Below are 21538 nucleotides of genomic sequence, written 5' to 3' on the forward strand. Positions count from 1 at the left end.
GACGTGTCCGACGACGCACGCGCGCGACAGCGGACGGGGACGGGGCTCGGCCTGCTGCTGGCCCTGGTCCTCACGGCCGTGCTGCTCACCGCCCTCCCGGAGGAGGGGGAGCACCGGGGCGGCGGCCGGTGCACACCGCACACGGTCGCCTCCTGGCAGCCCGCCGCGGAGCTCACCGGTGCGTTCGCCCGCTACGGCGACGACGGCACCCGCACCGACGACTGGACCGGCGGCGACGGCACCCACTCGGTGCGGCTGCCGGACGGCCGGGTTCTGTGGCTGTTCTCCGACACCTTCCTGGGCCGGGTGCACGCCCCGCCCAACCCGGCCGGCGAGTCCTACGCCTGGCGGGACGGCACGGCGCCGCTGGTGCGCAACTCCGCGGTGGTGATGCGGGACGGCCGGCCGGAACGGACCCTGCGCGCCCCGCTCTTCGCCGACCCGGCGCCGGACCAGTGGCGCTGGCCGGTCGCGGCCCGGGTCGAGCCCCGCTCCCCCGGCGCCTCCGAGCAGGTCCTGCGGGTGCTGCTGTGGGTACGCACGGCCGGGTCGGCACCCTGGATCTACGGGGTGCCCACCGCCACCGAGGTGGCCACGCTGTCGCTGCCCTCGCTGCGGGTCGAGTCGGTGGTGAACGTGCTGGACCAGCAGCTGGTGGCCGACCCGTCCCGGCGGGTGCTGTTCGGCACGACTCTGCTGACCGAGGGCGGCTTCACCTACGTCTTCGGCGGCGACGACCGGCAGGCCGCCGCCGGCCCGGTCTCGCACGCGTACCTGGCCCGGGTCCCGGAAGGCCGGCTCGCCGACCCGGCCGCCTGGCGGTACTGGACCGGCTCGGCGTGGGCGGGCCCGTCGCAGGGGGCGCAGCCGGCGCCGGTGCTGGGCGACGGGCGGCGCACCGGTGTGGGCAGCGCGTTCTCCGTCGTCCGCACCGGCGGCACCTACCTGCTGTTCACGATGGCGGCGGGAACCGAGGGGCTGACGACCGTCACGGCGTACTGGGCGTGTGCGCCGACGGGGCCGTGGCGGGGCCCGACCGCCCGGTACCGGGTGCCGCTGCCGGACGGTGGGGTGGCCGCGTACAACCCGCAGACGCATCCGGTGCTGAGCGACGAGGGGCGGCTGGTGCTCAGCTACGACGTGAACTGGCTGGAGACCACCGGTGCCGCGGCACAGCTCAGCCGGAACGTCGCTCTGTACCGGCCGCGGTTCGTGACGCTGCGTCCGGCCCCTGCGAGGTGAGCTGCGCCTCGGGGTCGTGCGAGCGGCGTTTGGCGATGACCGCGCACACCATGAGCTGCATCTGGTGGAAGAGCATCAGCGGCAGCACGGCCAGCGAGGCCTGGGCGCCGAACAGGACCCCGGCCATCGGCAGCCCGGCGGCGAGGGACTTCTTGGACCCGGCGAACTGGATCGTGATCCGGTCCTCGCGGCCGAACCCCAGCGCCTTGGCGCCGTACCAGGTCAGGGCGAGCATCACGGCCAGCAGGACCACCTCGACGCCGAGCAGTCCGGCGAGCCGGGCGGGACTCACCCGGTGCCAGATGCCCTGCACCATGCCCTCGCTGAACGCGGCGTAGACGACCAGCAGGATCGAGCCGCGGTCGACGAGTCCGAGCACCGTGCGGTGCCGGTCGACGAAGCCGCCGATCCACCGGCGCAGCAGCTGCCCGGCGAGGAACGGCACCAGCAGCTGCAGCACGATCTTCAGCAGCGAGTCGGCGGAGAACCCGCCGGCGCTGCTGCCCAGCAGCGAGACGGCGAGCAGCGGGGTGACGACGATGCCGGCCAGGGAGGAGAAGGAACCGGCGCAGACCGCGGCGGGCACGTTGCCGCGGGCCATGGAGGTGAAGGCGATCGACGACTGGATGGTGGACGGGACCAGGGTGAGGAAGAGCAGGCCCTGGTAGAGCGGCTCGTCCAGCAGCACCGGGACCGTTCCGCGGGCGGCCAGCCCGAGCAGTGGGAAGACGAGGAACGTGCAGGCCAGCACGGTGGCGTGGAGCCGCCAGTGGCGCAGGCCGTCCAGTGCCTCGCGGGTGGACAGGCGGGCGCCGTACAGGAAGAAGAGCAGGGCGATCGCGGCCGTGGAGGCGCCGGAGACGGCGTCGGCGGCCGTGCCGCGGGCGGGCAGCAGCGCTGCGAGGCCGACGGTCCCGAGCAGCAGCAGGATGTACGGGTCGATCGGCGTCCGGTACGGCCGGCGCAGGCGTTTCACAGTGCTCCACGTGCTTCCCGAGGGCGTGTCGGGACCATCCTGCTCCCCGGCCGGGCGATCGGGAATCCCGCACACCGCACTCACTGTCATCGCGTCCCGCGATGGGCCCACCGTACGATGGCGGATGTGTACGACCCCTCCCAGCTGCGGACCTTCCTGTCGGTGGCGCAGACGCTGAGTTTCACGCAGGCCGCCAGGCGGCTCGGGCTGCGCCAGTCCACGGTGAGCCAGCATGTGCGGCGGCTGGAGGACGCCACCGGGCGTCAGCTGTTCACCCGGGACACCCACTCCGTGGAGCTGACCGAGGACGGCGAGGCGATGCTGGGCTTCGCCCGCCGGATCCTGGAGGTGCACGAGCAGGCCACGGCGTTCTTCACCGGCACCCGGCTGCGCGGGCGGCTGCGGTTCGGCGCCTCGGAGGACTTCGTCCTCACCCGGCTGCCGGAGATCCTGGAGGGCTTCCGGCACGACCACCCCGAGGTCGACCTGGAGCTGACGGTGGAGCTGTCCGGCACCCTGCACGAGCGGCTGGCCGACGGGAGGCTGGACCTGGTGCTGGCCAAGCGGCGGCCCGAGGACCCGCGGGGCCGGCTGGTCTGGCACGACCGGCTGGTGTGGATCGGCGCGGAGCGGCTGCGGCTGGACCCCGACCGTCCGGTGCCGCTGATCGTCTATCCGCCGCCGGGCATCACCCGGGCACTGGCGCTCGAGGCGCTTCAGCGGCAGGGCCGACCGTGGCGGATCGCCTGTACCAGCGGCAGCCTCAACGGCCTGATCGCGGCGGCCCGCGCGGGCCTCGGGGTGATGGCCCACTCCCGCGGACTCGTCCCGCCGGGTCTGGTGCGGGTCCCGGAGCGGGCCGGGCTGCCCGAACCGGGCCGGGTCGACTTCGTCCTGGTCGGCGGCCACCGCCCGACCGCGGCCCAGGAGGCGGCGGACGCCCTGGCCCGCGCGATCCTGGCGAGCGGCGACCGGCTGCACGCCCCCGGTGGGCGGCGGTAGCCCGCAGGGCGTGCGCCGGCAGTCGGCGGGCCGAACGGCGTCCGGCGGGATGCTCCGGCGGTGGCGGAATGCTCCGGCGGTGGGCGGGACGTACAGATTCGGTGGAGATTACGGCACCGGAACTTACTCAAAGGTCAGGAACGTGTCCGGCCCTGCCCCTTGTGCGGGTATTTTCCGCCGCCGTCCCGTGCCCGCCCGGGCCCGCACCGCAGTTCGCGCCCCTCCCGCCGCCGCCGCGCGTGGGGTAGCTTTCACGGCGCTGCGCGGGGCGACACGACGAGCGGGGAGCGGGGAGCGGGTTTGCGCGAGTTCACGAGCCCTCCGTCGGCGTCGGCACCGAGACCCGAGGGCGGTCTGGCCGACGCGGTCTTCCGCCATGCGGAGGCCGATCCCCGGCACGTCGCCCTGGGCCGCAAGGACGAGGACGGGCGGTGGCGGGACGTGACCGCCGCCGAGTTCCGCGACGAGGTGCTGGCCCTCGCCAAAGGGCTGCTGGCCCGCGGGGTCCGGTTCGGCGACCGGGTCGCGATCATGTCCCGCACCCGCTACGAGTGGACCCTGTTCGACTTCGCGCTGTGGACGGTCGGGGCCCAGGTGGTGCCCGTGTATCCCACGTCCTCGGCCGAACAGTGCTTCTGGATGCTGCACGACGCCGAGGTCACCGCGGCGGTCGTGGAGCACGAGGACCATGCGATGACCATCGCCACGGTCATCGACCGGCTGCCCGCGCTGCGGCAGCTGTGGCAGCTCGACTCGGGCGCCGTGCCGGAGCTGTACGAGGCCGGCGCCCGTCTCGGTGACGAGGTCGTGCACCGGCACCGCAGGGCGGTCACGCCCGACACGGTCGCCACCGTCATCTACACCTCGGGCACCACCGGCCGCCCCAAGGGCTGTGTGATCTCGCACGCCAATCTGATGTACGAGGCGGACACGGTCATCGGCCGCTGGGAGCCGGTGTTCCACTCCCGCAGGGGTGACGAGTCCGCGACCCTGCTGTTCCTGCCGCTCGCGCATGTCTTCGGGCGGATGGTGGAGGTGGCCGCGATCCGCGGCAGGGTCCGCTTCGGTCACCAGCCGCAGCTGAACGCCACCGCCCTGCTGCCCGACCTGGCCGCGTTCCGGCCGACGTTCGTCCTGGGCGTGCCGTACATCTTCGAGAAGGTGTTCCACGCCGCCCGGCGCAAGGCCGAGAAGGAAGGCAGGTCCGGTCCGTTCGAGAAGGCCGTCGAGGTGGCGGTGAAGTACGCCGAGGCGGTCGAGAACAAGGCGTGGGGTCTCGGGCCGGGGCCGTCGGCGGGGCTGCGGATGCAGCACCAGCTGTTCGACAAGATCGTCTACGCCAGGGTGCGGGCCGCGATGGGCGGCCGGATCCGCAACGCCATGTCGGGCGGCTCGGCGATGGACCGGCGGCTGGGGCTGTTCTTCGCGGGCGCCGGCGTGCAGATCTACGAGGGGTACGGGCTGACCGAGTCCACGGCGGCGGCGACCGCCAACCCCCCGGAGCGGACCCGGTACGGCACGGTCGGGCAGCCCGTCCCGGGGGTCACCGTGCACATCGCGGACGACGGCGAGATCTGGCTGCACGGAGACAACGTCTTCCAGGGCTATCTCAACAACGCCCGGGCCACCGAGGCGGCCCTGAGCAACGGCTGGCTGGCCACCGGCGACCTCGGCTCCCTGGACGAGGACGGCTATCTGACCATCACCGGCCGGAAGAAGGAGATCCTGGTCACCTCGGGCGGCAAGAGCGTCTCGCCCGGCCCGCTGGAGGAGCGGGTGCGCGACCATCCGCTGGTCCACCAGTGCGTCGTCGTCGGCAACGACCGCCCCTACGTCGCCGCCCTGGTCACCCTGGACCAGGAGGCCGTCGAGCACTGGCTGACGATGCGCAACAAGCCGCGGATGTCCCCGGCCGAGCTGGTGCGCGACCCCGATCTGGAGACCGAGGTGCGGCGCGCGGTCGTCGCGGCCAACACCCAGGTCTCGCAGGCCGAGTCGATCCGCACCTTCCGCATCCTGGCCCGCCCCTTCTCCGAGGAGCACGGGCTGCTCACGCCGTCACTGAAGCTCAAGCGCAGGGCCATCGAGAAGGCCTACGCGAGCGAGGTCGAGGCGCTGTACGAGGCGTGAGCGGCGGCGGGTGGGGGCCGGCATCGGATTCCACGGCCGTTCACCGGTCAGGAATGCATCGCGCCCCGTGATCGTTGACGATGGGAACAGCACCCGTCCACAACCGAAGGATCAACAGCTCGTGAGCAGCCAGGTCCCCCCGATCATCCTGAACAACGGCGTCGAGATGCCCCAGCTGGGCTTCGGCGTCTGGCAGGTGCCGGACGACGAGGCCGAGACGGCCGTCGCCGCGGCACTGGAGGCCGGGTACCGCAGCATCGACACCGCGGCGATCTACGGCAACGAGGCGGGCACCGGCAAGGCCATCGCCGCCTCCGGCATCGCCCGTGAGGAACTCTTCGTCACCACCAAGCTCTGGAACAGCGACCAGGGGTACGACGCCACTCTGCAGGCCTTCGACGTCTCCCTGGCCAAGCTCGGCCTGGAGTACGTGGACCTGTACCTGATCCACTGGCCGATGCCGTCCAAGGGCCGCTACGTGGACACGTACAAGGCGTTCGAGAAGCTGCACGCCGACGGCCGGATCCGGGCCATCGGCGTCTCCAACTTCCTGACCGACCACCTCCAGCGGCTGATCACCGAGACCTCGGTCATCCCCGCGGTCAACCAGATCGAGCTGCACCCCCATCTGCAGCAGCACGCCGCCCGCGGCTTCCACGCCGAGCAGGGCATCGCCACGGAGGCCTGGTCGCCGCTGGGCCAGGGCAGGGGGCTGCTGGAGGTCCCGGCGATCGTGGCCATCGCCCAGAAGCACAACCGCACCCCGGCCCAGATCGTGCTGCGCTGGCACCTCCAGCTCGGCAACGTGGTGATCCCGAAGTCCGTCACCCCGTCCCGGATCCGGGAGAACATCGACGTCTTCGACTTCAGCCTGGACACCGAGGATCTCGCCGCGATCAGCGCCCTGAACGAGGACCGCCGCCTGGGACCGGACCCGGCCGTCTTCGAGATGGCCTGAGGTCGCCGGGCCGGGCCGGCCGGGGGTCAGGTGGGCCGGATCGCCGTGTACACCGTGTGTGCGACCAGGACGAACACATCCGGGCGGCGGTGGATGCCCGCCGGGTCCTCCGGGTCGAGGAGCCGGTCCAGCGTGGCGAGGTCGCCGGCATCGAGCCGGCCGGTGGCGCGCTCGCGCAGCCGGGACAGGTTCTCGGCGACATAGGCGCGCGCCCGGTCGGAGAGCGGGGCGGGCAGGTCCAGCAGGAAGCTGCGGGTGCCGGCGGGCTTGAGTCCGGCGGCGCTGAGCAGCGCCGGCCAGTCCTCGGTCTCGGAGACGGAGCCGGGCAGATCGGCCCGCATCTCGGCGAACACGTCCTCGTTCGCGGCGTCCAGCCGCGCGTGCAGGCCCGGCCGCCCGATGCCGATGTCCCGGGGCAGGAACCGGGCGGGCAGACCGCCCTCCAGGATCGCCAGCGTACCGCCGGGCGCGAGGGCCCGGGCGAACCCGGCCAGGCCTGCCCGCTGGTCGCCCAGGTGGTGCAGGCTCTGGCTGGCCCACAGCAGATCCGCCGGGTAGTCGAGGTTCTCCAGGACGTCCGGAAGCTCACCGGTGAGCGTGGTGAACCGGTCGGCGGCCCCCAGGCGGTCGGCACGGTCGCGTGCCCGCTCCAGCAGCGGTCCGGCACCGTCGACGGCCACCACCCGGGCGCCGGGGAAGGCGTCGGCGAAGACGCAGGAGACCACGCCGGGACCGCTGCCCGCGTCGACGACCAGGCCGGGTTCGGTCACCTCCTGCGCCAGCCAGGCCGCGGCCCGCTGGTACAGCGGTGTGTACAACTCGGCCTGCGCCTCCAGCAGCGGGGCCATCGCCACCCAGTCGATGTCCGTGTGGTCGTGCCCGTGGCCGTGCCCGGGATGGCGGTGGTGACCGCCCTGGCGTCCGTCGCCCCGCTGATCGTGCTGGTGCTGGTCGTGATGCTGGTGGTCGTGCGGCATGGCGGTCACCCTCTCGCTCGCGGTGCCGTCAGCGTGCGCCGCCGCACCACGCTCCGGCAAGTTCTGTTGCCAGGGCGGCAAGGAGCCGGACCGCGGGGTGGCCCGGCACCCCGCGCGGCCCGGTCCGTCCGGCCCGTCACACCCCCTCGGGCGGGGGCTTCCGGAACGCCCGCAGGGTGAACACCGGGTCCGGTCGGGGGCGGTCCTGGTCGGGCAGGGCCGCCAGGCGGGCGGCGAAGCCGTCGGCGCAGGGGTGGCCCGGCGGGAGGGTGACGAACCAGCCGCGGCGCAGGTCCGCGATGGTCCGGCGGGGGCTGCGGCCCTGGCCGACGCCGGTGAAGCGGGCCTGCCCCGCGGGGATCAGGCCGTGACCGCGGGCGTACTCCTCGACGGCGGCCGCACGGTCCCGGACCGGGCTCGGCCGACGGGCGGCGAGGACGGCGTCGATGTCGCTGCCGACGTTGTGGGAGGGCCCCTTGTCGACCGTGGTGACCCAGACCCCGCCGGGGCGCAGCACCCGCGCGCACTCGCCGACGATGCGCTGCACCTCGGCGCTGTCGGCGGCCAGGTGTAGCAGCCACACACCGGTGACGGCGTCGAACCGGCCGCCCGGGAACGGCAGCCGGCGGCAGTCGGCCAGCACGACGGCGCCGGGGAGGCGGACGGCGGCGTGCCGGGCCATGCCGGGGGCCCGGTCGACGCCGGTGACCCTGAGGCCCTCCCGGCCGGCGGCCAGCCGCCGGGTGACGATTCCGGTGCCGCAGCCCACGTCGAGGAGGTCGCGCGGGCGGCCGGGGAGCAGGCTCAGGACCGCCCGGGCGGCGGCCGAGGCGCGTGGCTCGCCGCCGCGCGAGTCGTCGTAGTGCGCCGCTTCCTTGTCGTAGTCGAGCACGCCGCCTCAGTGGGCCCGGTGGCCGGCGGACAGCTCCTCGACCCTGCGGGCGAGCTCGACGTCCTTGGCGGTGACGGCGCCGCCCGCGCTGTGGGTGTGCACGCTGAGCGAGACGGTCCGGTAGCCGAGAGTCAGCTCCGAGTGGTGGTCGAGCTCGTCCTGCACCTGGGCGATGTGCACCACCATGGCCGTCGCCGCGGCGTGCGAGCCGAGCCGGTAGGAACGGGTGAGCCGGTCTCCCTGGAGCGACCAGCCGGGCAGCTCGGCCAGCAGGTCCTCGATCTCCTTCTGCGACAGCGGTTCGACGGGCATGGGGGCGCTCCTTCCGCACGGATCGTCCGGTACCGAACAGCCTGCCACAGCGGGCGGGTTCCGGCGCTGGTCGCCGGGGGCCCGGCACCTCCGGCCGGGACGCCGGGTCGGCTACGGTCTTGGGGTATGACCGCTCTCACCTCCGGCTCCGCCGCCACCGCCCAGGGCGTGGGCCCGCTGCTGCGGGCCTGGCGGGAGCGGCGCCGGGTCAGCCAGCTGGAGCTGGCACTGCGCGCCGGCTCCTCCGCCCGGCACATCAGTTTCGTCGAGACGGGCCGCTCCCGGCCGAGCGAGGAGATGGTGCTGCGGCTGGCCGAGCATCTCGACGTGCCCGTCCGGGAGCGCAACGCGCTGCTGCTCGCCGCCGGTTACGCACCGCGCTACCCGGAGACCCCGCTGCACGACCCGGCGCTGGACGCCGTGCGCGAGGGCATGGAACGGCTGATCCGCGGCTACGAGCCCTACCCGGCGCTGGTGGTCGACGCGACCTACCGGGTGCTGGCCGCCAACCGCGGGATCCATCTGCTCATGGACGGGCTTCCGGAGCATCTGCTGCAGCCGCCGCTGAACGCGATGCGGCTGACCCTGCATCCGGAGGGCCTGGCGCCGCGGATCCGCAATCTGCGCGAGTGGCGCGGGCATCTGCTGGCCCAGATGGAGCGGCAGATCGGGCTGCACCGCTCGGGGGAGCTGCGTGCGCTGTACGAGGAGGTGGCCGGCTATCCGGTACCCGAGGACGCGCCGGGCCGGGAACCGGACGACCCGGTGCCGTACTTCGCGCTGCCGCTGCAGATCGAGCACGAGGGGCGGACGCTGTCGTTCATCTCCTCGATCTCCACCTTCAACACACCGATGGACGTGACCGTCGCCGAGCTGGCCATCGAGACGCTGCTCCCGGCCGATCCGGCGACGGTCAAGTACCTTCAGACGCTGCTGCCCTGACGCTCCCTCGATGCCGCGTACTGCAGCAGCGCGAAGCCGGTGACGACCAGGGCCTGGAGCACCACCCAGACCGCGCCGGCCGTGGTGGGCGTCAGCCACACGCCCAGGGCGACGAAGCTCAGCGCGGCCCAGGCGAGGTTGGCCTCGACCACCGCCCGGACGCCGAGCGCGGGCGGGTGCTGCCGGGTGGCGAGCAGGGCGACGGCGGCGGCGTAGAGCGCCAGGAACACGCCGAGGACGAGCAGCAGCCCCGGGCCGGCGCCGAAGAACCGGCCGAGCGGCCCGGAGAGCGCGAGGTAGGCGAGTCCGTTCGCACCGGTCACCACGGCGTCGAGGGCCAGGAAGCGGCGCAGCATGGTGTGCGGGTCGGAGGTGCGGGCGAGAGCGGCCAACTGGTTCGCGGACATGACGAGTCACCCTCCGTCGGGTCGTGCAGGGGCTGCGGGAGCCGGGCCCGGGCCGGAGTACGCCGGCCCGGGACCCGGTGTGCGTCCACGATCCCGTCCCGGCCGGACCTGGTCGATTACCCGCCAGGTAATGCCGCCCGGTGCCCGCCCGCCCCTGTGAGGCGGGCCGGGGGCCGTGGCAGACTGCCGTGGGATCCGGGCGCGTCGGGGAGGGCGTGGCGTGAGCGAGCGACGGGCCGCACCGACCGTGGGGCAGGTGGTGCTGGGCAGACGGCTGCAGGAGCTGCGCGAGGCGGCGGGCCTGGGGCGCGACCAGGCCGCGCGGGTGCTCCGGGTGGCACCGGCGACCGTGCGGCGGATGGAGACGGCCGACGTCGCCCTGAAGATCCCCTATGTGCAGATCCTGCTGACGGCGTACGGGGTGCCGGAGGAGGAGGTGGCCGCCTTCGTCGCGCTGGCCGAGGAGGCGAACCAGCCGGGCTGGTGGCAGCGGTACCACGATGTGCTGCCGGACTGGTTCAGCCTGTACGTCAGCCTGGAGGGTGCCGCCCGGATCATCCGGTCCTACGAGCCGCACTTCGTGCCGGGGCTGCTGCAGACCGAGGACTATGCGCGCGCCGTGCTGGAGAGCGGCACGATCGGCACCTCCGGCGGCCGGGAGTCGGTGGAGCGGCATGTGGCGCTGCGCATGGAGCGGCAGCGGCTGCTCCAGACCGCGCAGCCGCCGCATCTGTGGGTGGTGATGGACGAGACGGTGCTGCGCCGGCCGGTGAGCGCCGACAGCCGGGTGATGCGCGAACAGCTGGACCGGCTGCTGGAGTTCGCCGCGAGGGACCGGGTGACGCTGCAGCTCGCCGAGTTCGCGTCCGGGCCGCACCCGGGGACGTACGCGCCGTTCACCCTGTTCCGGTTCGCCGAGCCGGAGCTGCCCGACATGGTCTTCACCGAGTATCTGACCGGTGCGCTGTATCTGGACTCCCGCAAGGAGGTCTCCGCGCATCTGGAGGTCCTGGACCACATGACGGCCCGTGCCGCGTCCACGCAGCGCACCGGGAAGATCCTGCGGGAGTACCGCGAGACCTACTGAGGGGTACGGGCACCCGTACGGGCGCCGCGAACGGGTGCGTTCCCCCGCCCGCACCTAGGTTCGGGTCCAGGGCGAGTAAGCCCCGTCCGCGGCACAGGGAGGCGTGATGCCGGGTTTCGAGGTGCTGTACCAGGCCGCCGCGCTCTGTCTGACCTACCCCGACGACGACTTCCGCGTCCGGCTGCCGCTGCTGCGCGAGGCGGCCCCCCAGCTGCGGGGATTCACCGACCATGCGGCGGTGACCCCGCAGCGGGAGCTCCAGGCCCACTACGTGGAGGTCTTCGACCGCCAGGAGCGGCACAGTCTCCGGCTGGGCCGGTGGGCGCACGGCGGCACGGGACCGGACGGAGGGTCGCCGGAGCGCTTCCGGGAGCTCTACGACGCCCACGGCCTGCGGCTCACCGGCGAGGAGCCGCCCGACTTCCTGCCGGCGGTCCTCGAGCTCACCTCCCGCACCGGTGACACCGGCCCGCTGACCGAGCACCGGGCGGCGCTGGAGGGGCTCCGCGCCCGGCTGCGGGACTTCGGCACGCCGTACGCGTGCGTGCTGGACGCGGTCTGCGCCACCCTTCCGGACCGGCCGCCCCGGCCGCCGGCACCGGCCGGGGGGCCGGACTAGGCGACCGGACTAGGCGGCCGGACTGGGCAGCCGGACTGGGGGGCCGGACTAGGCGACCGGACTAGGCGGCCGGACTGGGCGGCCGGACTGGGGGGCCGGACTGGGCGGCCGGACCGGGGGGCCGGACTGGGGGGCCGGACCGAGCAGGTCGGGCGGAGTCCGCCGCCGTTCAGCGGTGCCCTGAAGGGGCGCGGGGAACAGCGCGACCAGCCGCGACGGCGCCGCGGACGAGCGACGGCACAGCGCGGCACTTCCGGCGGAGCGCTCAGGCGGCCGGCCCCTGCCGGTCCTCGGTCCGGCCGCCGCGGTCGTCGCGGTCGTCGCGGTCGTCGTCGACGATCTCGGCGTCGACCACGGACTCGTCGTCGGGTGCGGTGTCGCGGGCACCGTCCTCGGCCGTCGGCTCCTGCCGGCTCCGGGCGTACATCGCCTGCCCCATGCGCTGGCTGACCGCGGCGAGCTTCTCGACGCCCTCGCGCAGCGCGGATGTCTCGGCGTCGCGCTCCAGCAGGGACTTGACGTCGGCGACGGCCGACTCGACGTCCGATCGGGTGTCGGCCGGGATGCCGTCCGTGGTGTCCCGCAGGAAGTTCTCGGTCTGGTAGACGAGCTGCTCGGCCTGATTGCGGGTCTCGGCGGCCTCGCGGCGCCTGCGGTCCTCCTCGGCGTACTGCTCGGCGTCCCGCACCATCCGGTCGATGTCGTCCTTGGCCAGCGCCGAGCCGCCGGTGACCGTCATCTTCTGCTCGCGCCCGGTGGCCAGGTCCTTGGCCGAGACGTGCATGATCCCGTTGGCGTCGATGTCGAAGGCCACCTCGATCTGCGGGACGCCGCGCGGGGCGGGCGGCAGGCCGGTGAGGTCGAAGACACCGAGCTTCTTGTTGTAGGAGGCGATCTCCCGCTCGCCCTGGTAGACCTGGATGCCGACCGAGGGCTGGTTGTCGGCTGCGGTGGTGAAGATCTCCGAACGCCGGGTGGGGATCGTGGTGTTGCGCTCGATCAGCTTGGTCATGATGCCGCCCTTGGTCTCGATGCCGAGGGACAGCGGAGTGACGTCGAGCAGCAGCACGTCCTTGACGTCGCCGCGCAGCACGCCCGCCTGGAGCGCGGCGCCGACGGCGACCACCTCGTCGGGGTTGACGCCCTTGTGCGGGTCCTTGCCGGTGAGCTCCTTGACCAGGTCGGTGACGGCGGGCATCCGGGTGGAGCCGCCGACCAGGATCACGTGGTCGACGGCGGACAGCTCGATGCCGGCGTCGCTGACCGCCTGGTGGAAGGGCTTCTTGCAGCGCTCCAGCAGGTCGGCGGTGAGCTCCTGCAGCTGGGCACGGGTCAGCCGCTCCTCCAGGTGGAGGGGGCCTTCGGCGGAGGCCGTGATGTAGGGGAGGTTGATGGTGGTCTCGGTGGACGAGGACAGTTCGATCTTGGCCTTCTCGGCGCCCTCCCGCAGCCGCTGCACCGCCATCTTGTCCCGGCCCAGGTCGACGCCGTACTGGCCCTTGAAGCGTTTGACGAGGTGCTCGACGATCCGCTCGTCCCAGTCGTCGCCGCCGAGGTGGGTGTCGCCGTTGGTGGCCTTGACCTCGATGACGCCCTCGCCCATCTCCAGCAGGGACACGTCGAAGGTGCCGCCGCCGAGGTCGAAGACGAGCACCGTCTGGTCGTTCTCCTTGTCCAGGCCGTAGGCCAGCGCCGCCGCCGTGGGCTCGTTGATGATCCGCAGCACCTTCAGGCCGGCGATCTCCCCGGCCTCCTTGGTGGCCTGCCGCTGGGTGTCGTCGAAGTAGGCCGGTACGGTGACCACCGCGTCGGTGACGTCCTCGCCGAGATAGGCCTCCGCGTCCCGCTTCAGCTTCTGCAGCACACGGGCGGACAGCTCCTGCGCCCGGTACCGGGTGCCGTCGACGTCGCCCTCGGCGGGGAAGCGCCACGCGGCCTCGCCCATGTGCCGCTTCACGGAGCGGGCGGTGCGCTCGATGTTGGTCACGGCCTGCCGTTTGGCGACCTCGCCGACCAGCACCTCGCCGTTCTTGGCGAAGGCCACCACCGACGGGGTGGTGCGCGCCCCCTCGGCGTTGGCGACGACGGTGGGCTCACCGCCCTCCAGCACGGCCACCACCGAGTTCGTCGTCCCGAGATCGATCCCGACCGCACGTCCCATCGCCGTCCCCTTCCGCCAGGGCACTACGGGTACCTACGCTCTCCAGCACAAAACTTGAGTGTGCCGTTGTCAAGGGCGCGTGGGAGTGCCGGCGCGCCCAGGCGTGGGGGACGGCCGCGTCAGGCGAGCTTCGCCGTCAGGGTGATGCTGGTGCCGGTCAGGGCCTGGCTGACCGGGCAGTTCTGCTTGGCGTCCTCGGCGGCGGCGGCGAACGCGTCGTGGTCGATGCCGGGGACGGTGCCCTCCACCGTGAGGTGGATGCCGGTGATGCCCTCACCGGGCTGGAAGGTGACGTCGGCGGAGGTGACCAGCTTGGTGGGCGGGGTGCCGGCCTTGGCGAGGATGTTGGAGAAGGCCATGGAGAAGCAGCTGGAGTGGGCGCCGGCGATCAGCTCCTCCGGGCTGGTCTTCCCGTTCGCCTCCTCGGCGCGCGACGGCCACGACACCGGCTGCCCGCCGATGCCGGAGGAGTCGAAGGTGACGACTCCGTTCCCCTCGAGCAGGTTGCCTTCCCAGACGGTGTGTGCGGAGCGCGTGGTTGCCACGGTTCTTCCTTTCGGACGGGTCCCGCCGGCCCCGGTGCGGGGCTGCGGCCACCATCCGATCACATTCCGGCTCAACTCACCCGGAAGACCGGCCCCCTGGCACTGAACGGCAGCCGCGCGCCCTGCGGGATCAGATAGGCGTGCTCGCGCCGCACCCGGAGCACGTCGCACCAGCCGTCCGTGATGATCAGCACCGGTGCGCCGGGCGGGAAGTCGCCGGCGCGGTGCAGCAGGTCGACGCCGGGCTGCAGTACGGTGCCGCCGCGGCCGTGCACCCGGACCCTCCCGGCGATCTCCGTCACCGGCAGATATCCGGCGTCGTGCGGGGCGGCGTCGCAGAAGACCACGCGGGCGGCGGGCACCTCGCGGGCCTCGGCGTAGGAGGCGATGGCGCCGAGCGCCTTGCCGAGCAGGGTGCGGTCCATGGAGCCGGAGGTGTCCAGGACGACACCGAAGGTGCAGCGGGCCGTCTCCTCGGGCGGGAAGTACCGTCCGGCGCGCGGGATGCCGGGGGTGGCCGCCTGGCGCCGGGAGGGGCGCGCATAGCTGCGCAGCGGCTCGGGGCGGGGCACGAACTCGTCGAACCAGCGGGCCAGCCGGGCGTCCCAGGGCAGCGGCGGGTGGCTGAGCGCGCGGATCTCCTCGACCAGGCCGCCGGGCAGGAAGCCGCGCGCCTGCTGCTCGTGCAGATCCAGGCCTGGGCGAGGCCGCGGCGGTAGAAGCCGTCCAGGTCGCAGGGGGCGCGGGGCGGCCCGAGCGGGGCGCCGAGCACATCGCCGACGCCCTTGCCGCGCAGCGTGGACAGGCGCCGCATCCGCCGCAGGTCGCCGGCGATGCGGTCGTAGACCTCCTCGGCGGACAGCCCGGCAAGCTCACGGTCGTGCAGCAGGCCCTCGGGCATCGTGCCGACCTGCATGTCCGCCAGCCAGCCGTTGACGACGAAGTCGCAGGCGACGTTGAACAGGTACGGATCGCGGGTGCCGCAGCGGTCTCCGTGGCGCAGGGCGGCGTGCAGCATCTCGTGGGCGAGGACGAACCGCCACTCCTCGTCCTCGAGGTGGCGCAGCGGGTTGACGTAGATCTCGCCCGCCCCGGCGTCGACGGCGGCGATCGCGATGCCGTGGGCGCGGGCGAGTTCGGCGTCGGCGACCAGCTTGATGCCGGCCGCGATGCCGCCGAGCAGCGGATAGGAGGAGACGAACCAGCTCAGCGCCTTCTCCCAGGGCCGCCGTGGGGGCGCCTCGCCGTCCAGGGTGTCGCGCCGGCCGCCCGCGACGTCCATCGCGGTGGACACGGTGCGGGTCAGCGCGGTGGCGAACGCCAGCTGCCGGTCCGGGGACTGCCCCCACCAGCCGTACCACTCGACCAGCAGCAGGTCGGGTTCGTCGCCCGCGGTGCCGCAGCGCGCGTAGCGGGCCGGGAGCCCGTCGCGCCGCCAGCGCGCGGCGAGCTGCTCCTCGTCGCCGTCCGGGTAGGCCTGGGGCAGCTCCTCGGGCGGATGTCCGACGGGGAACGACTGCAGGAAGCGGTTGACGACGACACAGCGCGCGGCGCGCTCGTACCGGTCCGGCTGGACCCGCTTCCCCCTGGCGGCCGGGACGTGTCCGAAGCCCAGGTGGAGAGAGGCGTGGGCGAGGGCCCAGGCCCAGTCGGCGGGGTCGGCCGTCCGGACCGGGTGGGCGTGCAGTACACCGTCGGAGTCGACGCGGACCAGCCCGTCCCGGGGTGCCAGTTCGCAGGTCTCGCGGCGGCAGACGTCGGACTCGACCGCGGCCAGCGCCGGATTGGCGCGCACCAGCGCAAGACCCGCCTCGAACGCCTCCGCCGCCAGGTCGCGCTTCCTCCGCGCCGGGGTCCGGCTCACCGGCGCGCCTCCACCAGGCGCGGCATGTCGCGGGCCGCCTCCACCAGGAACCAGGAGGGCAGCACCGGATTGCCGTCGGCGTCGGGGGCGATGACGCTCTGGGCGACCTCGACGGAGATCTCGGCGAGCTGCACCAGCAGCGACTTGGCGCGGTACGCGGTCTGCCGGCCCTGGGCCGGCATGTGGTCCCTGGTCGCGGGCAGCTCCTTGACCAGGCGTCCGCGGAACGAGTCGGCGAGGTAGTAGAGCAGGTCGCGGTCCTGCAGGCGGTGCGGCCAGCGGGCCTCGCCCTTGAGGATCGCCTCGATGCCGTACCGGCTGCGGACGATCTTGACGTAGCCGCAGAAGGCGGTGGCGTGGCGCGGGGTGAGCGTGCCGTGGGCGAGCACGTTCAGGGTGTCCTCGTCGAGGTCGCGGCCGAAGGAGTGCAGCGCGTCGGAGAGCATGTGCCAGGACCGCGGGGTGGAGAACGGCTCCTCGGTCTTCGGCGGCCTGGACCACAGGTGGTCGGGGCGGTCGGTGAGGTGGTCGACGACCCAGGGGTGGATGCCGTGCTCACCGGCCCAGCTCAGCCAGTCCTGTGCGGAGGCCTCCAGATGCACATGGGTGAGGCGGTTGACCAGCGCGGAGGCGATGGGGCGGGCCAGGGCGTTGTCGGTGGCGCGGTTGCCGGCGCCGACGACGATCGAGCCCTCCGGCAGTTCGTAGCTGCCGATCCGGCGGTCCAGGATCAGGGAGTAGAACGCCTTCTGCACATCCGGGGTGGCCGCGTTCAGCTCGTCCAGGAACAGGCAGTACGGCTCGTCCCGGGCGATCACCTCCGGCGGGCAGAACACCGACCGGCCGCCGCGGATCTGCGGCACGCCGATCAGGTCCTCGGGCGCCAGCTGGGTGCCGAGCAGGCTCACACACGCCAAGCCCAGCGACTCGGCGAAGTCCCTGACGAGGGAGGACTTGCCGATGCCGGGTGCGCCCCACAGGAAGACCGGCCGCACGGTCGCCAGACCGAGCAGCAGCTCCGGGAGGCGGGCGGGAGTGACGGTGACGGCTGCCTGCACGCAGGGGCTCCTCGGGAAGGTGTTCGAAGGGATCCGCACCAGTGTGGGCCGCCGGGGAGCGCCGCGCAGCCGGATTACCGCGTGCCGGACACGTCGGGGGACCTCTGCCGGGAATCCTGCAGCGGTACCTGGGGGCCGTCGGCCTCCCGCAGCCAGCGGCGCAGCACCCGGTGGAGCTGCTCGGCGCCGGCCGGCCCCGCGCCGTCGGCGGCCGGCGGGGTGAAGGCGACCGGGGACAGCAGGAAGGCCTTCGACTGGGCGCCGCCCAGTCCGCCGTGCGAGCCGATCTGCTCCTCGAAGGCGAGGACCTCCCCGTCGGCCGGGTCGTGGAAGGAGTTGACCATGATGTCGGCGGTGTGCGGGAAGGAGTGGGTGCGGCGCACCGCGTCGGCGGCGCCCGGTCCGAACGGGGCCAGGGGGCCCGGGTTCTCGTCGAGCCGGTCCAGCGGTATCTCGGTGCCCCGCGCGCCGAGCACGATCCCGCCGTGCTCCTCGCTGCGGACCAGCAGGAAGCCGATGCCGGGATGGTTGGCGAGGGTGGTGAGCAGCGCGGGGTACCGGGCGTCGATCTCCTCCCGGCTCATCCGGTGCGGCACGTCGGGGAAGGAGACGAGGCCGAGATTGCCGGAGGCGAGCACGATCGGCTCGGAGCGGCGACGGGCCGGACGGTGCTGTTCGCCGCCCTCCTCCACGGGTATGCGCAGCGCGGCCCGTACGGTGTTGCGCGCCTCGGCACCGCTGCGGGTGCGCTGGGCCCGGCGCGGCACGGGCAGCCCGCAGCCGGCCCGCACCAGGTCGCCGAGGGTGAGTCCGTAGCGGGCACGGAAGGTCTCGCCCGGGCTCTGGCCGTGGTCGGACAGGACCACGATCCGGTAGGGGCGGGGGGCGTGCTCGGCGACCTTCTCGATCAGCGCGACCGCGCGGTCCAGCCGCTGCAGCACTTTCTCGGCGTCCCGGCTCGCCGGACCGGAATGGTGCGCGACCTCGTCGTAGGCGACGAGGTCGGCGTAGACGGCGGAGCGCCCGGCGAGCAGGTCGCCCATCACCGCGGCGACCACGACGTCCCGCTCGACGACGGTCGCGAAGGCCCGCACGAAGGGGTAGAGGCCGCCGCGGGAGACGCGCGGCCGGACCTTCCGGCAGCGGGCCCGGGTGGACTGGGCGATCTCCCGGCCCACCTCGGCGACGAAGGACAGCGCGGTGCGCACCGCGTTGGCCGGGTCGGAGAAGTAGGCGAAGTAGCCGGACCGGGAGCGGTTCTCCCGGCTGCGGCGCCGGGTGGCGATGGACAGCACGAGGGCCTGTTCGCCGGCGCCGCCGCTGAACAGGTTGCCGCGGCTGGCGCCGTCCAGACTGAGCAGCCCTCCGTCGCCGGTGTGCTGCACGGCGCGGCGCTGCAGCAGGGCGGCGCTGGTCGGGCGGTTGCAGACCATCACCTCCCGCCGGTCCTTCTCGTACCACCGGAAGGCCGGGACGTCGTGGTTGCTGCCGTGCAGGATGCCCAGCTGACTGGCGCCGGTCTGGCTGGACCAGTCGGTGTGCCACGGCGTGAGCCGGTGGGTGGCCGGCCGGCCGTCGCTGCCGTCGAGCCAGCGGGCGAGGGTGGGCATCAGGCCCCTGCCGACGGCGGCGGTCAGCACGTCGTGCCCGACCCCGTCGAGCTGCAGGAACACCGTGCCGGGGCCGGACGGGCAGGGCGGGTCGGATCTTCGGCGCCGGTCGGCGAGGCGGTAGAGCCGGCGCCGGTAGGCGTCGTCGTCGCGCACGGCCAGGGCGGCTCCGGTGGCGGAGGCGACGGCGGACATCACTGCGGCCACCACGACGGCGGTCTCCCAGGCGGCGGCGCCCCGTTCGGCGGGGTTCAGCCGCAGCGCGAGCAGCAGCAGGGCGCCGTTGAGGAAGAACACCAGCATGCCGAGGACCAGCGCGGGCACCAGCAGCAGCAGTCGGACCAGCAGCGGCCACACCACGGCGGAGAGCAGACCGAAGGCACCGGCCCCGAGGGCGGCGGCCACGGCGGTGTCGGTGGCGCTGTCACCGTCCTCGGACTGGATCTGGAAGTCGGGCAGCAGGCCGGCGAGGACCAGCATGGTGACCGTGGAGACGGCCCACACGGCGACACTGCGCCCCAGCTGGCTGACGACCCGCCGCCAACGCCCTCCGTCCACGCTGCGCCCACCTCACGTCCCGGCCCGCGGTCGGCACGGGCCCCTCTTCCACCCTGTCACAACGGCCGGCGGACTCGTTCCGTCCCCGGAAGCCCGTTCGGGCCCGGCAGGACGTCCGTGTTCACCGGCCGTCGTAGCCCGCCGTGGGCATCGACAGACGGCGGTGCACGCACGCCTTCATCTCGGCGTCGTACGACGGTTCGGCGTGCCCGACCGTCTCCACCCGCACCCCGCGGCGATCACACTCGGCGGTGAACTCCTCCACGGAGGACAGGGCCCGCTCCAGCACCCGCCGGCTGGGCGCGACGAACAGGTCGCGTCCCGGACGGACGCCCTCCCACAGGGCGTCGTGGTCCGGGCGCAGAGCCCGGACCAGCAGCTCGCGGGCGACCACGTACCCGTGCTCGTCCGCCCAGCGGGCGCACATGGCGTGCTGGCTGCGGGAGTCCACCAGGAAGGGGTCGGCGTCCAGCTCCTCCAGCGGCGTCAGGCTGGCGATCGCCGTCACCCGCACCTGTGCCGATGCCGGCCCCATGGCGTCCCCCCTCACCTCCGGATCTCGCCGCAGACCCTACTCCTGGACGTAGGCTTCGGGGAGTCGCGCGAAGGAGGCGAAGGGGTGCCTGTGGAGGTCACCTGGTGGGGTCACGCCACCTGCACGGTCGAGGACTCGGACGTCCGTGTCCTGACCGATCCTCTGTTCGCGCGCCGGCTGGCGCATCTGCGGCGCCGGCGCGGCGCGCCGCCCCCGCCCGGCGCCCGGCTCGCGGACGTGGCGCTCGTGTCACATCTGCACGCCGACCATCTGCACGTCCCGTCGCTGGCGCGGCTCGCACCGGGCACGCGCCTGCTCGTGCCCCGGGGCGCACCACGGGCGGTGCCGGGGCTGCGCCGGCTCGCGCATCTGCGGCTGACCGAGGTCGCGCCGGGCGAGGAGACCAGGGTGGGCGACCTGCTGGTGCGGGCGGTGCCGGCCCGGCACGACGGGCGGCGGCTGCCGTTCGGGCCGCGCCGCTCCCCCGCACTGGGCTATGTGATCGAGGGCGAGGCGCGGACGTACTTCGCCGGGGACACGGGCCTGTTCGACACGATGGCGAAGGAGGTCGGGCCGGTCGACGCGGCGCTGCTGCCGGTCGGCGGATGGGGCCCCTGCCTGGGCGACGGGCATCTGGACGCGGGCCGGGCGGCGCAGGCGCTGGCACGGCTGGCGCCGGGCAGCGCGGTGCCGGTGCACTACGGCACGTACTGGCCGATCGGGATGGACGCCGTGCGCCCCCACGAGTTCCATGCGCCGGGCGACGAGTTCGTGCGCCTGGCGGCGGAGCACGCGCCGGGTGTGACGGTGCACCGGCTCGGGCACGGGAAGAGCGTGCGGCTGGAGGGTACGCGGTGAGCTGGCTCGGGGCCGCCCCGACGACGATCCCGCCGGAGACCACGCAGCAGGCGCTCGGCTATCCCTCGCTGTTCCTGCTGGTGCTGATCGGCGCGCTGGTGCCGGTGGTGCCGACGGGCGCGCTGGTCAGTTCGGCGGCCGTGGTGGCCTTCCATCAGACGGCGTTCTCCTTGGGGCTGGTGTTCCTGACCGCGTCGCTCGCCGCGTTCCTCGGGGATCTGACGCTGTACTGGCTGGGACAGCGCGGGATGCGGTCGCGGAACGGGTCGCGGTGGCTGGCGGCGATCCGGGCGCGGGCACCGCAGGACCGGCTGGAGCAGGCGCAGACGAAGCTCGCCGAGCACGGGGTGGCGGTGCTGGTGCTGTCCCGGCTGATGCCGGCCGGCCGTATCCCGGTGATGCTGGCCTGTCTGCTGGCCGACTGGCCGCTGCGCCGCTTCGCGCGGGGCAATCTGCCGGCCTGCCTGGCGTGGGCGGTGACGTACCAGTTGATCGGCATCCTCGGCGGCTCGCTGTTCCGGGAGCCGTGGGAGGGCGTGGCCGCGGCGGTCGCGCTGACCGTGCTGGTCAGCGCGGCACCGAGCGTGTGGCGGCGGCTGCGGGGCCCGGCGAGGGTCTAGCCGGCCCTCCCGGCGTGCAGGCAGCCGCTGCGGGCGGCCCCGCGGGCGGGGACGGCGGCCCAGGTGGTCCGGACCGGCCGGTGCCGGGTCGACGCGGCCGTTCCGGCCGGCCGGTCGGCCGCGACGGGGCCGGGGGTCGCGGCATCCGGGGTGTGTGCGGGCCCGGGGCGACGGAGCCTGCCAAG

The 21538-nt window shown here is 73.7% G+C and carries 19 protein-coding genes and 1 pseudogene; 9 read left to right on the forward strand and 11 right to left on the reverse strand.

The genetic code is table 11. From position 1 onward, the window contains the following. Positions 1–3: 3 nt before the first annotated feature. Complete coding sequence (locus V5O46_RS03000; protein ID WP_332882806.1) at positions 4–1242, forward strand: DUF4185 domain-containing protein; 1239 nt, start codon at positions 4–6, stop codon at positions 1240–1242. Here V5O46_RS03000 and V5O46_RS03005 read toward each other — a convergent pair. Beyond that, on the reverse strand, positions 1178–2218 hold the full coding sequence (locus V5O46_RS03005; RefSeq protein ID WP_332882807.1) for a bile acid:sodium symporter family protein: 1041 nt from the start codon (positions 2216–2218) through the stop codon (positions 1178–1180). The two genes, V5O46_RS03000 and V5O46_RS03005, sit on opposite strands and share 65 nt — an antisense overlap. Before the next feature lie 126 nt (positions 2219–2344). On the opposite strand from V5O46_RS03005, the gene V5O46_RS03010 reads away from it, so the two are divergent. From V5O46_RS03010 to V5O46_RS03020, 3 genes are all read left to right on the forward strand, one after another. Continuing rightward, complete coding sequence (locus V5O46_RS03010; RefSeq protein ID WP_332882808.1) at positions 2345–3220, forward strand: LysR substrate-binding domain-containing protein; 876 nt, start codon at positions 2345–2347, stop codon at positions 3218–3220. A 300-nt stretch (positions 3221–3520) separates the two neighbouring features. Then, positions 3521–5350: an AMP-dependent synthetase/ligase gene (locus tag V5O46_RS03015; RefSeq protein WP_332882809.1), complete on the forward strand. Its 1830-nt coding sequence runs from the start codon at positions 3521–3523 to the stop codon at positions 5348–5350. Positions 5351–5471: 121 nt separating this feature from the next. Further along, positions 5472–6308, forward strand: coding sequence for an aldo/keto reductase (locus V5O46_RS03020; protein ID WP_332882810.1), 837 nt, complete (start codon positions 5472–5474; stop codon positions 6306–6308). A gap of 26 nt (positions 6309–6334) precedes the next feature. Here the strand turns inward: V5O46_RS03020 and V5O46_RS03025 are convergent, their stop codons facing one another. From V5O46_RS03025 to V5O46_RS03035, 3 genes are all read right to left on the reverse strand, one after another. After that, positions 6335–7285 carry a class I SAM-dependent methyltransferase gene (locus tag V5O46_RS03025; protein WP_332882811.1) on the reverse strand — a complete coding sequence of 317 codons (951 nt, stop codon included), beginning with the start codon at positions 7283–7285 and terminating at the stop codon, positions 6335–6337. Between the two features lie 136 nt (positions 7286–7421). Further along, positions 7422–8177 carry a class I SAM-dependent methyltransferase gene (locus tag V5O46_RS03030; RefSeq protein ID WP_332882812.1) on the reverse strand — a complete coding sequence of 252 codons (756 nt, stop codon included), beginning with the start codon at positions 8175–8177 and terminating at the stop codon, positions 7422–7424. A gap of 6 nt (positions 8178–8183) precedes the next feature. Further along, a complete protein-coding gene (locus tag V5O46_RS03035) occupies positions 8184–8489 on the reverse strand; it encodes a 4a-hydroxytetrahydrobiopterin dehydratase (protein WP_332882813.1) in 306 nt (101 codons plus the stop codon). Positions 8490–8615: 126 nt separating this feature from the next. Between V5O46_RS03035 and V5O46_RS03040 the strand changes: the two genes are divergently transcribed. After that, positions 8616–9431 carry a helix-turn-helix domain-containing protein gene (locus V5O46_RS03040; protein ID WP_332882814.1) on the forward strand — a complete coding sequence of 272 codons (816 nt, stop codon included), beginning with the start codon at positions 8616–8618 and terminating at the stop codon, positions 9429–9431. On the opposite strand, the gene V5O46_RS03045 is transcribed toward V5O46_RS03040, so the two are convergent. After that, a complete protein-coding gene (locus V5O46_RS03045; RefSeq protein WP_332882815.1) occupies positions 9413–9838 on the reverse strand; it encodes a hypothetical protein in 426 nt (141 codons plus the stop codon). The genes V5O46_RS03040 and V5O46_RS03045 overlap by 19 nt on opposite strands. 220 nt (positions 9839–10058) lie before the next feature. Here V5O46_RS03045 and V5O46_RS03050 point away from each other — a divergent pair, with 220 nt between their 5' ends. Both V5O46_RS03050 and V5O46_RS03055 read left to right on the forward strand, forming a co-directional pair. Then, the gene (locus V5O46_RS03050) at positions 10059–10925 is read left to right on the forward strand and encodes a helix-turn-helix domain-containing protein (RefSeq protein WP_332882816.1); all 867 of its coding nucleotides are present in this window, start codon (positions 10059–10061) and stop codon (positions 10923–10925) included. 106 nt (positions 10926–11031) lie between these two features. Continuing rightward, complete coding sequence (locus tag V5O46_RS03055) at positions 11032–11544, forward strand: nitrate reductase molybdenum cofactor assembly chaperone (protein ID WP_332882817.1); 513 nt, start codon at positions 11032–11034, stop codon at positions 11542–11544. A gap of 265 nt (positions 11545–11809) precedes the next feature. On the opposite strand, the gene dnaK is transcribed toward V5O46_RS03055, so the two are convergent. The 6 genes and pseudogenes from dnaK to V5O46_RS03085 all read right to left on the reverse strand — a co-directional run bounded on the left by dnaK (position 11810) and on the right by V5O46_RS03085 (position 19875). Then, positions 11810–13705, reverse strand: a complete 1896-nt coding sequence (gene dnaK, locus V5O46_RS03060; RefSeq protein ID WP_332882818.1) for a molecular chaperone DnaK — start codon at positions 13703–13705, stop codon at positions 11810–11812. 119 nt (positions 13706–13824) lie between these two features. Next, positions 13825–14250, reverse strand: coding sequence for an OsmC family peroxiredoxin (locus tag V5O46_RS03065; protein ID WP_332882819.1), 426 nt, complete (start codon positions 14248–14250; stop codon positions 13825–13827). Between the two features lie 71 nt (positions 14251–14321). Beyond that, positions 14322–16114: pseudogene (locus V5O46_RS03070) on the reverse strand (vWA domain-containing protein). After that, positions 16111–17172 carry an ATP-binding protein gene (locus V5O46_RS03075; protein ID WP_332882820.1) on the reverse strand — a complete coding sequence of 354 codons (1062 nt, stop codon included), beginning with the start codon at positions 17170–17172 and terminating at the stop codon, positions 16111–16113. The pseudogene V5O46_RS03070 and the gene V5O46_RS03075 overlap by 4 nt, the downstream one beginning before the upstream one ends. Before the next feature lie 74 nt (positions 17173–17246). Next, entirely contained in the window at positions 17247–19286 is a 2040-nt protein-coding gene (locus V5O46_RS03080; protein WP_332883189.1) for a phage holin family protein, read from the reverse strand. A gap of 175 nt (positions 19287–19461) precedes the next feature. Continuing rightward, positions 19462–19875 carry a hypothetical protein gene (locus V5O46_RS03085; RefSeq protein WP_332882821.1) on the reverse strand — a complete coding sequence of 138 codons (414 nt, stop codon included), beginning with the start codon at positions 19873–19875 and terminating at the stop codon, positions 19462–19464. Between the two features lie 84 nt (positions 19876–19959). Between V5O46_RS03085 and V5O46_RS03090 the strand changes: the two genes are divergently transcribed. Beyond that, positions 19960–20733, forward strand: a complete 774-nt coding sequence (locus V5O46_RS03090; protein ID WP_332882822.1) for an MBL fold metallo-hydrolase — start codon at positions 19960–19962, stop codon at positions 20731–20733. Further along, positions 20730–21353: a DedA family protein gene (locus V5O46_RS03095; RefSeq protein ID WP_332882823.1), complete on the forward strand. Its 624-nt coding sequence runs from the start codon at positions 20730–20732 to the stop codon at positions 21351–21353. Before V5O46_RS03090 ends, V5O46_RS03095 begins: the two co-directional genes overlap by 4 nt. Positions 21354–21538 lie beyond the last annotated feature (185 nt).

The sequence above is a fragment of the Streptomyces poriticola genome (genome assembly GCF_036689765.1).
Classification (GTDB): Bacteria; Actinomycetota; Actinomycetes; order Streptomycetales; family Streptomycetaceae; genus Streptomyces; species Streptomyces poriticola.

Excerpts from the sequence above, each read along its gene's own strand:
- V5O46_RS03025 (WP_332882811.1), bottom strand. The coding sequence starts at position 7,285 with ATGCCGCACGACCACCAGCATCACGACCAGCACCAGCACGATCAGCGG.
- V5O46_RS03035 (WP_332882813.1), bottom strand. The coding sequence starts at position 8,489 with ATGCCCGTCGAACCGCTGTCGCAGAAGGAGATCGAGGACCTGCTGGCC.
- V5O46_RS03040 (WP_332882814.1), top strand. The coding sequence starts at position 8,616 with ATGACCGCTCTCACCTCCGGCTCCGCCGCCACCGCCCAGGGCGTGGGC.
- V5O46_RS03045 (WP_332882815.1), bottom strand. The coding sequence starts at position 9,838 with ATGTCCGCGAACCAGTTGGCCGCTCTCGCCCGCACCTCCGACCCGCAC.
- V5O46_RS03055 (WP_332882817.1), top strand. The coding sequence starts at position 11,032 with ATGCCGGGTTTCGAGGTGCTGTACCAGGCCGCCGCGCTCTGTCTGACC.
- dnaK (WP_332882818.1), bottom strand. The coding sequence starts at position 13,705 with ATGGGACGTGCGGTCGGGATCGATCTCGGGACGACGAACTCGGTGGTG.
- V5O46_RS03085 (WP_332882821.1), bottom strand. The coding sequence starts at position 19,875 with ATGGGGCCGGCATCGGCACAGGTGCGGGTGACGGCGATCGCCAGCCTG.